We start from the raw sequence: 13533 nt of genomic DNA on the forward strand, positions 1-13533 counted from the left end.
GTAAACGATGAGAACACGATACCCCAACACTATTCGTGAACAAGCGGACCACTTCAAAACGTAAATAAGATGTAAAAAACGCCATCAGAGCACGAATAAAATTGAGATGAAGTCCCGCTGAAGGATTTCTACCAGTTCCACAAAGTGCCATCCTCCAAACGATTCACAGGCAGCATTGCCCGCTTATAGGGATATTTTTTCGCAAGCGATTCGTCAATATCCACACCATGGCCCGCTGACTCTCCGGGAGTGAAAAAACCTCTTTCAAATTTATAATCGAAAGTGAATACTGACTCCATCTCTCGCGTATATGGCATATGCTCCTGAATACCAAAATTTGGTACCCAGTAATCAAAATGCAATGCCGCGCCCATACACACAGGCGACAAATCCGTTGCGCCATGAAACCCTGTTTTAACGTGATACAGACTCGCAAAGTCGGCTAATCTTCGCATTTGAGTAATGCCACCCGCATGCACCAGCGTCGAACGGATATAATCGATATATTGCTCTTGTATTAAAGAGCGGCAATCGTGAATGGAATTAAATACCTCTCCTACTGCCAGAGGTGTAGTCGTATGCTCACGAATTAAGCGAAAGCTCTCCTGATTTTCTGCAACAACGGCATCTTCCATCCAGAACAGATGGTACGGCTCCAGTTCCTTACCAAGCCGGGCCGCTTCAATAGGCGTTAAGCGGTGATGTACATCATGTAACAAGTGAATGTCGTCGCCATACTGGCTGCGGACGGCGTCGAAAAGTTTAGGCATAAAATTCAGATATTTATGCGTACTCCATACACTTTCTGATGGAAGGTCAGCGTCTGCCGGTTCATATTTTCTGCCATCTTTGGCAACACCGTAAGTACTTGCCAGACCCGGGATCCCTGACTGCACCCGTACTGCCTGATACCCTGCGTCAATGGCTTTACCAACGGCATCCAGGGTCGACTCGATACATACGCCGTCAGCATGGGTATAAGTCATGATCCTGTCGCGACTACGCCCGCCCAATAATTGATAGAGAGGCAGGTTGGCTATTTTGGCCTTAATGTCCCATAACGCAATGTCGACGGCAGCAAGGGCAGTCATTCCCACGGGGCCACGCCGCCAGTAAGCGCCGCGATACAAAAACTGCCAGAGATCTTCTATACGTTGCGGATCTTTTCCGATAAGAGTAGGAATAATATGATCTTCAAGATAGCTGACAACGGACAATTCTCTACCGTTAAGTGTTGCGTCTCCGACGCCATACACCCCCTCATCAGTCATCACTTTCAACGTTACAAAATTGCGGCCGGGCGAACACACAATGACCTTAGCGTCGATAATTTTCATCGACTGACTCCTTAAAAAAAATAATATACAGTGAACATTATTGAGACCATGTCAGCCCTGACCCGGAGCATGGGGAAAAGATCTTGCTTTCAATTCGGCAAGTGAGTGTTTTGGTGTAAACCACTTTGCCGGTATGGGACGCTCAGAAAATTGTTGAAAATACAGCACACATGCATCACGCCACCAAATTGCTTCTTTCTCCTGAATATCCAGCGCCATCTGTACCTGACGGAATTGCAGAGGGTCAATCTGTCCTTCTAAATCATCCCATTTAGCGGCCATTTCACTAACTTGTTCTGCGCCCTGAAAATAGCGGTAAACCAACTCATCCCACAATGGACGGCCGCTGGATTCAACCTCAAAATCCCAGGGCAAGTGGTGAAACCAGAGCAGATATTTTTCGGGTGTACTTTGGGGATTTGACCACAGCTCCTTTAAAGGTGAAAAATATTGTTCTGTGGCATTCACGCCCTCGGGTGTACGGTCAAACCCGATACCGTCTTTCGCCGCACGATGATAGTAAGTCGAATTCCAGTCATCCCGTCCGAGACTATCAACCCAGGGACCTGGTCCGTAATGATGGCCAGCTCCCATGATGTGATGTAAGCCTAACGGTGTCATGACATCTACCACGGTTTGATGGCTGGTCATCATCATATTCGTGATAGCTGCCACTGCATTCTTTTCATTGCTGAGTGTCATACGCACCCAATCTTCTGCGACCTCTGACGCTTTGCTTTCAGGATCCCAGGCCATGCGACCAAACACATACCAGTTCGACTGCAGTATGATATGCCCTGTCCAGTTGCGGTCAGTGCCGATATTCGACACGCCCGCCATGCCGCTAATCCTATGGTCAAACAGTTCACCATCGATAACTTTAGCAACCGTACTCCCTTCACCCTTTGCATATGTATCAGACTGCAGAACCTCCTCATACATTGGGCCCAGATAAACAAAATGTGTACTGAATCCCAAATATTCCATAGTAATTTGGAACTCCATCATCAGTGGTGTTTCTGGCATAGCACCGAATAAAGGACTAAAGGGTTCCCTGGGTTGAAAATCAATCGGGCCGTTTTTTACCTGAACCAATACGTTTTCATCAAACTTTCCGTCAAGAGGTGTGAACTCTGAATACGCTTGTTTGGAGCGCTCTTCGCCTTTCTCATTGGCGTAGACAAAAGCTCTCCACATAACATTTCCAGCAAACGGAGCCAGTGCCTTCGCAAGCATATTCGCACCTTGTGCATGAGTACGGCCAAAATCCCCCGGCCCGGGTTGTCCCTCAGAATTCGCCTTTACCAGGAATCCACCGAAGTCGGGTATATCAGCATAAATCTCTGCCACTTTATCCTTCCACCACTGCTGAACTTCGGGATCCATTGGATCTGATGTGGACAAATTACCAATGAGTTGCGGCGAACTGAATTTCACAGATAGATAAACCTTAATTCCATAAGGTCTGAACAGATCAGCCAGTACTTTCACCTTCTCAAGATAATGGGGAGTCAATATGAGAGGGTCCGCATTGACATTATTAAGTACTGTGCCGTTGATACCAACTGACGCGTTGGCTCTGGCATAATCAACATACCGCTGATACCGGTATTCAGGTAATTTGTGCCAATCCCAAATAGACTGCCCCGCATATCCACGCTCTACATGGCGATCAAGATCATCCCAATGATTGAGCACTCTTAAGGAAATTTTTGGGGCCGATATGATATTAAGTGCATGCAAAGGCTTGTGTAACTGTACCTCTTTCAGAAGTCTGAATACCCCGTAAAGCGCCCCGGCATCAGTGTTAGCCAGCACCACTATTTTTGTTTCATTGTTATCCGTAACTTGTTTAACAATGTAACCTTCCCCTTCTGCCCGGCCAATATTGACGGAATACCGCTCAGCGAGTTGAGTTGCATTTTCACCACTGGCCACGAGTAAAGTGGCCTCGTCCGCACCCACATGGCGGGAACGATTTATCATGTTACCAAGAGCGAATTGTAGTTCTTCTCTGGCGACCTGCATGGTGTCTGAATCACCGTAGACATGGTAATTTCCTAGCAATGCAGTATAACTTTTTACCAGCTCAGATTGCTGTATAGCATCGTATTTGAGCCAGAGACGGTATCCATCTTCTCCGTGGAACAAATTTGAAGCAAATCCGCATTGTGACACTAGCAGGAAAAAAACGATCAGATACTTCATAACGTCCTTAAAATATTTTACGCGTAATATTAATCCGGCAACAATAAGGCATCCTGAGCAGCAGCATAACTAACCTTATTTCATGAAAACCAAGAGTTAACCTCATATAAATTCATTGTTAATAATAAGGTAACTACCTCATACTTTTTTTATGAAAAATGTTTATTGCCTTTGTGTTTTTTTGAGTTATCCCACTCACGTTGCTTCAAAAGTCTGAATCTTTACCAAAAAAAAGCCAGCGACATGCGCTGGCAAAATGGGAACTTGCATTCAATGGTTTATCTGAAGAAACAGATTACCCCTCCATATTTTCGAGCTCTCTGCCCTTCGTCTCGTGTATGAAACGAATGACAAATATGACTGAAAGCAATGCGAAAAATGTATACAGCCCGTATGCGCCGGCCAGGCCGGTCCCTGCCAACAATACTGGAAAGGAAATAGTAATCATAAAGTTACACGTCCATTGCACAAGACCGCTGACAGCCAGGCCGGAACCTCGTATCTGATTCGGAAACATTTCACCCAGCATAACCCACATAACCGGTCCCAAGGACATATTAAAGAAGAAGACATACAGGTTCGCAGAAACCAGGGCTAATGAACCCCACTCTCCAAGTATGAGTTTGCCGCCGGCCCCCTGAGAGGCATTCATAAAAGCGACTACCAGCACACCGAGAGTCAGAGTCATGCCTATCGATCCCCACTTCAGCAAGGGTTTGCGTCCAATTTTATCAATGACCAGGAGGGTCAACACACAAGCTGAAATACTGATAGCTCCGCTTAGAACGTTGATAAGTAACGCGTCAGACTCAGAAAAGCCAACGGCCTGCCATAGTACTGCTCCATAGTAAAAAACTACGTTAATACCCACAAGTTGCTGGAATGCAGCCAGACCCAGACCCACCCACACAACCGGGCGCACTCTGCCGGCTGTTTTATCAAACAAATCCTTTAGTTGTGGACGATGGTCGTGAGAAAGTGATTTTTTTATTTCAATGAACTTTTCTTGTGCAGCATCTTCACCAAGCAGCTTCCTGAGCACTTTTCGGGCGCGTTCTGGCTGATTACCCGAAACAAGAAACCTTGGACTCTCAGGAATAAACCATAGCATTACGAAAAACAAAGTAGCCGGAATCAGCTCTATCCAGAACATCCAACGCCATGCTTCAAAATTTAACCACAATTTATTTGTCGAGCCTGCCGCTTCGCCGGCAAGAATGTAGTTACTTAAAAATGCAGAGAACAAACCACTCAGAATAGCAATTTGCTGAATACTCGTCAGCATTCCCCGGTACCGGGCAGGAGAGACCTCCGAGATATAAGCTGGTGCCATTACCGAAGCAGCCCCGACAGCAAGGCCGCCTGCTACACGATAAATTACAAACTCAAAAGAGGATGTAGCAACACCTGAGCCCCAGGCACTCACAATGAACAATACCGAAGAGATAATCAGTAAAGTTCTGCGGCCATATTTGTCAGCAAAACGACCAGCAAAGAAAGCGCCGGCTGCGCATCCTAGTAACATGCTGGATACATTAAACCCGGTTCCGGCGCTTTGTGAGTTAAATGCCTTTTGCAGCCCGTCAACTGTGCCATTAATGACACCACTGTCAAATCCGAAGAGAAAACCACCGATGGTTGCAACAATACTAATAAACACAACAAAACTAATATTGTCTTCCGTGGCTTTATCCATACTTGCCGTCTGAGCAGTTGATTCCAACATCACTTCTGCCCTAAGTAAGGATCAATGGTTACGATAGAGCCGTCCGGATTATAGGTAAGCTCTGTCATTTTCACACTTCGCAGGTGAGTTTGACCATCTGATAATGAGCTATCGTGATAGAACAGGTACCACTTTCCTTTGAACTCAGCGATTGAATGATGATTGGTCCATCCTAGAACAGGCTGCAGAATCACCCCCTGATAAGTAAACGGGCCATACGGATTGTCACCCGTCGCATAAACAATTTTATGTGTATCACCTGTAGAGTAAGAGAGATAATATTTACCCTTATATTTGTGCATCCAGGCTGCTTCAAAGAAACGGCGATCGTTATCTCCTTGCAAAATTGGGTTACCTTCTTTATCCAGCAACTCAATTTCTTTAGGTGTTTCTGCGTAGGACAGCATATCAGCGGCCATTTTCGCTATACGAGGTTTTACCGCTGGTGCATTATCTGCGGGATAGACATCTTCAGCATTATAGGAACCGCCTTCATAGCGTTGTAGTTGTCCTCCCCATATGCCTCCGAAGTACATGTAATAAGCCCCGTCATCGTCCTTAAATACGGCAGGGTCCATGCTGTAGCTTCCCTCAATGGGTTCAGCCTCTGGCACGAAGGGGCCTTCAGGTTTGTCACTTGTGGCAGCACCGATATTAAAAACATCGTTTTTGTCTTTAAGGGGGAAGTAGAGGTAATAAGTCCCGTCCTTATAAGCTGCATCCGGAGCCCACAATTGTCGACCGGCCCAGGGAATATCCTTCACAGATAAAGCCACACCGTGATCTGTCACTTCACCGCCGACTTCATCCATACTGAGTATATGATAATCACGCATGTCAAAATGATCACCATTGTCATTTTGGGGAATCCCTGATTCCACATCGTGTGACGGGTAAATGTACAGGCGTCCGTTGAAAACATGTGCAGAAGGATCTGCGGTATAAATATGTTCAACAAGAGGATCGCTTAATCCACTTTTTACTGAGTTTTTATCTCCGGAATGTTTTTGAACCGGAATATCTTTGTCTTCAACATCTTGTTGTTGTGGCTGACACGCTGTCAGAACGAGTGCAGACAGGATCGCTGAAAAGGTTAAAGAGAGTTTAGGTTGAAACGTCATATTACGCTCCCTGTTAGTGATGAAAAGTGCATAGCCCGATAATGCAGGGAGAGTAAATTAACGGCAATATCAACGGCTGCGAAAACGATAAAAAGACAACGAGGTAATGAATAACATAAACTTCACAACACTATTTTTCCTATCACAGCCATCACCACTATAAATTATCTATTTGAACCAAATGGTTGCAAGAACAAAAATAGTGTAAGAACGCGTTCTCCAGAAGGCGATGTTACCTTAATGTTAAGCTCACTTAATTTACCTTAGCGGGATTTCAAAATCTGGCGCTACAATGACATAAGCCCCTCAATGCAGATTCTGGAATATTTATTTTTTCTTTTATTTGTATTTAAAGGGATAATGATGTTCACGATGTTCGTCTGTAGTTTAGACGTATTACCCGTCACCATTAAAGGAAATGAAGAGGTGCTATAATGTCTGATACTGAGTCCCTGTTAGATTCCCTCAATACGCTTGTCTGTAAAGCGAACAAGGACGGATATTATACTTATCTGAATAACTATTGGGTCGTCAGTTTAGGCTGGAGTCTCGATGCACTGAAGAACCAGCCCTTTTTATCCTACGTACACCCTGAGGATCGGGCTGACACCAGCGCCACGATGGCGGCACTTTTCAATAGTAAACGCACTGTTGAGGGTTTTCGGAACCGCTACAAAAGTATCTCAGGTGAAGATGTCTGGCTTGAGTGGTTTGCAAAAGCCACCTCAGATACCGAAATAGTCGCATCAGCGACTATTATCACCGGGAAGGTGGTATTAGAAGAAGCAGACAGAAAACAAAAAGCTTTGTTGCAACAAGCTGAGTTGATTGCTTCCTTAGGACACTGGAGTGTTGACGTTGTAAATGAAAAGGTATTTTGGTCCGATGAGATATACCGCATTCACGGCGTTAGTAAAAGTGATTATGAACCATCGCTGCAATCTGCCATCGATTTTTACCATCCGGACGATATTTCTATCGTCCAGAATCACGTTAATGAGGCAGTCGAAAAAGGAGAAGGTTGGGAAGTAAAATTAAGAATTGTCCGTCCGTCCGGTGAAATACGACATGTGCATAGTAAGGGGATGGTAGAACATGACGCGACAGGAAGTATTAGTTCTATTTTCGGTACATTTCAGGATGTAACTGATCGGGTTAAAAAATCTCTGGAGCTGGAAGCAGCAAAAAGAAAGGCCGAAGTTGCGAATATTGCCAAAAGTCGCTTTCTGGCCTCAATGAGCCATGAGATTCGTACACCTATGAATGGTATTTTGGGTACCCTTCAGTTACTCGAAGACGAATTGACTAAGTCTTCTGACAGAAAACTTTTAAGCAATGCGCTTACTTCATCTTACTACCTGCTTAAAATTGTTAATGACATTCTGGATTTCTCAAAAATTGAAGCAGAGATGTTATCCCTCGAAAAAATAGCATTTTCTATCAGACAACTGTTAAACGAGGTCGCTTCCAATTTTGTTCCCCGTGCAAAGGCAAAAAACATTGTATTCCGAAGCTCCCTGCAAAAGAATCTACACGATGTTTGGTTGGGAGACCCGGTAAGAGTAAAGCAAATTATCACGAACCTCATTTCTAACGCAGTAAAGTTCACAGATACCGGTAGCGTCACAGTTGCAATGTACTCTGAGCAAACCACGGCCTCGTCAGCGTTGACGATTCAGGTTATCGACACAGGTATTGGTATGGAACAAAAAGTAATAGACGGATTATTTGAGAGGTTTACACAAGCAGATACTTCAACCACCCGCAAATATGGCGGTACTGGTTTGGGAATGGCCATAACAAAAAGCCTTGTAGAACTGATGAATGGCACACTGACGGTGACCAGTCAGAAGGATAAAGGGACTACTTTTTCCGTTACTTTACCTCTGGGAAAAGCCGAAAAGGCAGAGCCAATAAAAATATCAAACGCCAATGCCCCTGACCTCACCGGTAAAAAAATTCTCGTTGCCGAAGATAATGATATTAATCAGGTTATCATTACATCAATGCTGGAGAAAACCAATGCCGAAGTCAGAGTAGCGGAGAATGGACATGAGGCCGTTGAACTAACTCAAATATTTAAACCTGATTTAATTTTGATGGACATTCAGATGCCTGAATTAGACGGCCTTGAAGCCTGTAAACAGATTCGCCGCGATAATAGCACTATTCCCATACTCGCACTTACTGCTAACGTGATGTTAGAGGACATCAAAACCTACCTTGATGGAGGTTTTAATGAACATCTCGCTAAACCCGTTGAGGCCGGTAAGCTATACAGTAGACTAGACTTATATTTACGGAAGAAAAACCGCTGATTACCAGCTACGCTAATTTACTCACCATCCCCGTCAACCGGCAAATCGTCAGCTCTGTGAGTCAACCTGGTTAGTAAATGCCATAGCCAGCGCTTCTGCCACGCGGATGCCGTCAATGCCCGCAGACCAGATCCCGCCGGCATAACCTGCGCCCTCACCGGCCGGGTACAAACCCTTTACGTTCACGCTCTGGTAATCCTTACCACGCTTAATACAAACCGGAGACGAGGTACGGGTTTCCACACCGGTCAGCGTGCCATCAGCTTTGGCAAAGCCTTTTATCTGGCGGTCGAACGCAGGAATGGCTTCACGGATAGCTTCAGTGACATAGCCCGGCACCACTTTGCTTAAATCTGTCAGGGTAACGCCCGGCGTATAAGACGGCGTGACGTCTCCCAATTCTGCGCTTGGCTTACCGGCAAGAAAATCGCCGATAAGCTGGCCCGGCGCATGGTAGTTTTCGCCACCGGCTTTAAAGGCCATTTCCTCCAGCCTGCGCTGTAATTCAATCCCCGCCAGCGGGTGACCGGGATAATCTTCTTCCGGCGTGATGCCTACCACAATGGCACTGTTCGCATTGCGTTCATGACGCGAGTATTGGCTCATGCCGTTGGTGACCACACGACCCGGTTCAGAGGCCGCCGCGACCACGGTACCGCCCGGACACATACAGAAACTGTACACCGTGCGGCCATTTTTACAATGATGCACCAGCTTGTAATCGGCAGCACCCAGGATGGGGTTTCCGGCGTTATCACCAAAGCGGCATTTATCAATCATGCTCTGTTCGTGTTCAATGCGAAAACCGATAGAGAAAGGTTTGGCTTCAATGTATACGCCCTGGTCGTACAGGTTTTGGAAGGTGTCCCGGGCGCTGTGACCCAACGCCAGAATTACCTGCTTACAGGCCAGATAGCCGCCGTCAGACAAATGCAGGCCTTTCACCGCATATTCGCCGTCTTTTTCATCCATATCGAGCTTTTCTACCCGCGTGGAGAAACGGATTTCACCGCCAAGGTCGATAATTTGCTGACGCATTTTCTCAACCATGCTCACCAGTTTGAATGTACCGATGTGGGGCTTACTCACATACAGAATTTCTTCCGGCGCACCGGCTTCCACAAATTCATGCAGCACTTTGCGTCCGTAGTGTTTACGATCTTTTACCTGACTGTACAGCTTGCCGTCAGAGAATGTACCGGCACCGCCCTCCCCGAACTGCACATTGGATTCGGGATTTAAAGGCTGTTTGCGCCAGAAACCGAAGGTATCTTTAGTACGTTCACGCACTGCTTTACCCCGTTCAAGCACAATGGGTTTAAAGCCCATCTGGGCGAGGATTAACGCAGCGAAAATACCGCAGGGGCCGAGTCCCACCACCACCGGGCGACTATTCAGATTTTCCGGCGCCTGCGCAACAAACTTATACGACATATCCGGCGTAACTCTGACCTGCTGATCAGCGCTGAATTTTTCCAGCAATTTTTCCTCATGGTTTACCGACACATCCACGGTGTAAATCAGCTGAATATCTTTATTGTTGCGGGCGTCATAACCGCGCTTAAACACACTGGTTTCAAGCAAATCACTGGCAGCAATACCAAGCTTACTGATGATGGCCTGCGGCAAGGCTTCGTCGTTATGATCAAGGGGAAGTTTTATATCGGTTAAACGCAACATGAGGGATTTCCTGGTTCGCCGGACAGCCTGTCTGTCAGAGCCAGCATAGTGTAATGCAGATACTGGCGATCCGGTAGACATTCACCGGTATTTGTCTTTTGATCCCTCTGCTTTACACTTATAATCCGCCCAAATTTTCAGACATGCGGATAAACCATGACATTTGTAGTAACCGACAACTGCGTGAAGTGCAAATACACCGACTGCGTCGCCGTGTGTCCGGTGGATGCGTTTTTTGAAGGTCCGAACTTTCTGGCTATCGATCCGGCCATTTGTATTGATTGTGCTTTGTGTGTGCCAGAATGCCCCGCCGAAGCGATTATTCAGGATACCCATTTAACCGAAGAGCAAAAGCCCTGGCAGGAAATCAATGCGGAACTGAGTCAGCAATGGCCGAATATTACAGAGGTAATTGCGCCGCCGGAGGATGCCGACAGCTGGAACGGTGTGCCGGGCAAACTGCCGCTGCTGGAACGCTGAGCAGCGACAAACAGGCTTAGCATGCAGTATGCGCCGCCGCTGGCGCATACAACCCGGTTCAGCCTTTAAAACCCGTAGCAACCAGATACACTTCCCTGGAACGCGGGCGGGACGCCGCAGGTTTTCTTACCACCACTTTTGAAAATGACGTTCGTACATCTTTCACGTACTCATCGTAGCCTACGCCCTGAAACACTTTTGCACAGAAGCTGCCACCCGGTTGTAATACGTTTCTGGCCATATCCAGAGCCAGCTCAACCAGATACATAGACGCATACTGATCGGTGGTATTTACGCCACTCATGTTCGGCGCCATATCAGACACCACAACATCCACCCGGTCATCCCCGAGGGTATTCAGGATCTGATCGTAAACGGCTTCATCAGTGAAATCGCCCTGAATAAAATCCACACCGATAATACTGTCCATGGGCAGAATATCTGACGCAATCACCCGCCCGTTGTCACCAACGATGGGCGCCACAATTTGGGACCAGCCACCGGGTGCAGAACCCAGATCCATGACCACGCTGCCGGGTCGGAACAATTTGTCTTTTTCATTGATTTCGAGAAGCTTGTAACTTGCCCGTGAACGATAACCGTCAGCCTGCGCTTTTTTTACGTAGGGATCGTTAACGTGTTCTTCCATCCATTTTTTGCTGGTTTTTGAGCGGGCCATAGTCAGTTCTGCAGTAGCTAAAGGGAAAACGGCGTTCATTGTAATCACGCGCAGCGGTTTTGCAAATGCAGCGCACCAACAAACTTCATAGCCGGCCTGACTTCCCTGCGGTTACAGGCTACAATGCGCAGCTTATTACCGCTTTTTGCAACACTGTTTCCGGAACTTACCTGCACATGAAATTAGACGACGTAAAAAAACTGCACCAGAAGAAATACCGTTCGCAGTTTGGCTTTTATCTTGTTGAAGGTGAGCATTTAATTCAGGAACTGCAACGCTCGCCATTGATGGCACAGTCTGTCACGTTGTACGTAACAGAAAGCTGGCTTTCCCGTGGCATTGCGCTGGACTCCCGTTTTGATGTGGTAACTGTCACAGACCGGCAAATGGCTTCACTCAGCGATACCAAAACTCCGCAGGGTGTGATTGCCAGAGTGCCGCTGGCAGCCCATGCTGTGGCACCTGAAAATAAAACAGCCTGTGAGCGAAGTATTTATTTACATGAAATTCAGGATCCCGGAAACCTGGGCACTATTTTACGTTCTCTGGCCTGGTTCGGAGGCTTCCGGTTACTGCTGAGCCCCAACAGCGTTGACCCGTTTAATTCCAAAGCGGTGCGTGCGAGTATGGGGGCAATTTTCCATCTGCCGGTAGAAACCGATGTTACACTGGATGATTGTCAGCAACGCTTTACCCGCTTTGCCTGCCTTGATCTTAACGGTAAAGCCATCAGCGACCCGCAGTTCAACGACTTTCCCTGCTATCTGTTTGGCAACGAAGCCCGTGGTATACCGGAAGACGCTCTTACCCGGGCCGGCGCTGAGGCCTTCACCATTCCCGGCAACGGCCAGATTGAATCACTGAATCTCGCCAGCGCGGTAGGCATGTGCGTGTATCAGCTGTCGCTGAGCAACAGCTGATAGCTGCCTGATAACTTGTGGCAGTGGCTCCGGACTATGAATCAAATACGTTGACCTTTGACTACCGGCGGGACGGTTTCACACGTACAATCAATCACTACCAGACAGATTAACCACACCGGTCAGATCAAACACATCAGAGAGTCACCGGCATTCAACAGGAGCCCTATGAACCTGTCGCAGATTGAAGCTTTCTGTGCCATCGCCGAAACAGGCTCGGTATCGGAAGCTGCCCGTCAGCTGGAATGTAACCGCAGCAAACTGAGCATGGCCATTAAAGTGCTGGAAAGTGAGCTGGGTGTGGATTTATTTGTGCGAACAGGCAATAAAATCGAACTGTCGGAAGTGGGTAAAGCCATTTATAAAGACTGCGAAAGTATGCTCATCACCGCCACCCGTATTCGCGGCACCTGCGCGCAGGTAACCGGTGAATTTGCTGCTGAAGTATGGATTGCGCCGGACGATTCATTGCCAGACCCTGTCTGGCAAGGCTTTATCCACTCGCTGAATAAACTGTTTCCGAATACGTCCTTCAACCTCGTGCTGGCGTCCAGCGGTGACCTTGCCAATCTGGTTGCTACCCAGCAGGTGGATTATGCTTTTGGCGTGGATTACGAGCGTTTCGATGATGCCAGGATCAGCTACAAACCACTGGGCAAAATTCGCATGATGTCGGTGTGCAGTGCTTCCCACCCGCTGACCCGCCTGAAACGGGTAACCGATGAAGATCTCCGCAATGCTATGCAGGCGGCGATGGTGTATCTGAACGAGCAGAATAACTCCAGTCTTGAACCCTTCTCCCGCCACTACATCGGGTTCTCCAGTTTTGAATTTATGCTGAATACCATTCTGACTGAAAGTGCCTGGGGTGTGCTGCCTGAACCACTCATCCGCCATCATTTGCGTGAGCAGCGCCTGTCGGTTATCCGCCATACCTATGGCCTTACTCAGGAAGATTATTGCATGGTCAGCCTCAACGGCAGTGCTGAAAACCCGGCCATGGCCTGGCTTGCCGATAAGCTGAGCGACTACCTTTTTGACTTCTGATGTAAAAGCACGCGGCT

10 protein-coding genes are annotated in these 13533 nt (G+C 47.2%); 4 read left to right on the forward strand and 6 right to left on the reverse strand.

Annotated features, from left to right (window positions below):
- Window positions 1-128: 128 nt before the first annotated feature.
- The 4 genes from manD to ACXAH4_RS13155 form a co-directional block, all read right to left on the reverse strand.
- The gene (gene manD / locus ACXAH4_RS13140; protein ID WP_474843250.1) at window positions 129-1337 is read right to left on the reverse strand and encodes a D-mannonate dehydratase ManD; all 1209 of its coding nucleotides are present in this window, start codon (window positions 1335-1337) and stop codon (window positions 129-131) included.
- A 51-nt stretch (window positions 1338-1388) separates the two neighbouring features.
- On the reverse strand, window positions 1389-3545 hold the full coding sequence (locus tag ACXAH4_RS13145) for an alpha-glucuronidase family glycosyl hydrolase (RefSeq protein WP_474847496.1): 2157 nt from the start codon (window positions 3543-3545) through the stop codon (window positions 1389-1391).
- Between the two features lie 295 nt (window positions 3546-3840).
- The gene (locus ACXAH4_RS13150) at window positions 3841-5271 is read right to left on the reverse strand and encodes a sugar porter family MFS transporter (RefSeq protein ID WP_474882188.1); all 1431 of its coding nucleotides are present in this window, start codon (window positions 5269-5271) and stop codon (window positions 3841-3843) included.
- The gene (locus ACXAH4_RS13155) at window positions 5271-6290 is read right to left on the reverse strand and encodes a glycoside hydrolase family 43 protein (RefSeq protein WP_474882279.1); all 1020 of its coding nucleotides are present in this window, start codon (window positions 6288-6290) and stop codon (window positions 5271-5273) included. Before ACXAH4_RS13155 ends, ACXAH4_RS13150 begins: the two co-directional genes overlap by 1 nt.
- Before the next feature lie 536 nt (window positions 6291-6826).
- Here ACXAH4_RS13155 and ACXAH4_RS13160 point away from each other — a divergent pair.
- Window positions 6827-8710 carry a PAS domain-containing hybrid sensor histidine kinase/response regulator gene (locus tag ACXAH4_RS13160; protein WP_474843256.1) on the forward strand — a complete coding sequence of 628 codons (1884 nt, stop codon included), beginning with the start codon at window positions 6827-6829 and terminating at the stop codon, window positions 8708-8710.
- A gap of 48 nt (window positions 8711-8758) precedes the next feature.
- Here ACXAH4_RS13160 and ACXAH4_RS13165 read toward each other — a convergent pair whose 3' ends face one another.
- Window positions 8759-10390: an NAD(P)/FAD-dependent oxidoreductase gene (locus ACXAH4_RS13165; protein WP_474882189.1), complete on the reverse strand. Its 1632-nt coding sequence runs from the start codon at window positions 10388-10390 to the stop codon at window positions 8759-8761.
- Window positions 10391-10546: 156 nt separating this feature from the next.
- On the opposite strand from ACXAH4_RS13165, the gene fdxA reads away from it, so the two are divergent.
- A complete protein-coding gene (fdxA, locus tag ACXAH4_RS13170) occupies window positions 10547-10870 on the forward strand; it encodes a ferredoxin FdxA (RefSeq protein ID WP_474882191.1) in 324 nt (107 codons plus the stop codon).
- Window positions 10871-10928: 58 nt separating this feature from the next.
- Here fdxA and rlmE read toward each other — a convergent pair whose 3' ends face one another.
- Window positions 10929-11549, reverse strand: a complete 621-nt coding sequence (rlmE, locus tag ACXAH4_RS13175; protein ID WP_474843467.1) for a 23S rRNA (uridine(2552)-2'-O)-methyltransferase RlmE — start codon at window positions 11547-11549, stop codon at window positions 10929-10931.
- A 176-nt stretch (window positions 11550-11725) separates the two neighbouring features.
- On the opposite strand from rlmE, the gene ACXAH4_RS13180 reads away from it, so the two are divergent.
- Both ACXAH4_RS13180 and ACXAH4_RS13185 read left to right on the forward strand, forming a co-directional pair.
- Window positions 11726-12469, forward strand: coding sequence for a TrmH family RNA methyltransferase (locus tag ACXAH4_RS13180; RefSeq protein WP_474882192.1), 744 nt, complete (start codon window positions 11726-11728; stop codon window positions 12467-12469).
- Between the two features lie 168 nt (window positions 12470-12637).
- Window positions 12638-13516, forward strand: a complete 879-nt coding sequence (locus ACXAH4_RS13185) for a LysR family transcriptional regulator (RefSeq protein WP_119502365.1) — start codon at window positions 12638-12640, stop codon at window positions 13514-13516.
- Window positions 13517-13533: the final 17 nt, after the last annotated feature.

This window comes from Alteromonas sp. ABV2_168, assembly GCF_056161165.1.

What these genes read in the sequence shown, in the direction of transcription:
- manD (WP_474843250.1), bottom strand. Translation starts at nt 1,337, where the DNA reads ATGAAAATTATCGACGCTAAGGTCATTGTGTGTTCGCCCGGCCGCAAT.
- ACXAH4_RS13145 (WP_474847496.1), bottom strand. Translation starts at nt 3,545, where the DNA reads ATGAAGTATCTGATCGTTTTTTTCCTGCTAGTGTCACAATGCGGATTT.
- ACXAH4_RS13150 (WP_474882188.1), bottom strand. Translation starts at nt 5,271, where the DNA reads ATGTTGGAATCAACTGCTCAGACGGCAAGTATGGATAAAGCCACGGAA.
- ACXAH4_RS13160 (WP_474843256.1), top strand. Translation starts at nt 6,827, where the DNA reads ATGTCTGATACTGAGTCCCTGTTAGATTCCCTCAATACGCTTGTCTGT.
- ACXAH4_RS13165 (WP_474882189.1), bottom strand. Translation starts at nt 10,390, where the DNA reads ATGTTGCGTTTAACCGATATAAAACTTCCCCTTGATCATAACGACGAA.
- fdxA (WP_474882191.1), top strand. Translation starts at nt 10,547, where the DNA reads ATGACATTTGTAGTAACCGACAACTGCGTGAAGTGCAAATACACCGAC.
- rlmE (WP_474843467.1), bottom strand. Translation starts at nt 11,549, where the DNA reads ATGGCCCGCTCAAAAACCAGCAAAAAATGGATGGAAGAACACGTTAAC.
- ACXAH4_RS13180 (WP_474882192.1), top strand. Translation starts at nt 11,726, where the DNA reads ATGAAATTAGACGACGTAAAAAAACTGCACCAGAAGAAATACCGTTCG.
- ACXAH4_RS13185 (WP_119502365.1), top strand. Translation starts at nt 12,638, where the DNA reads ATGAACCTGTCGCAGATTGAAGCTTTCTGTGCCATCGCCGAAACAGGC.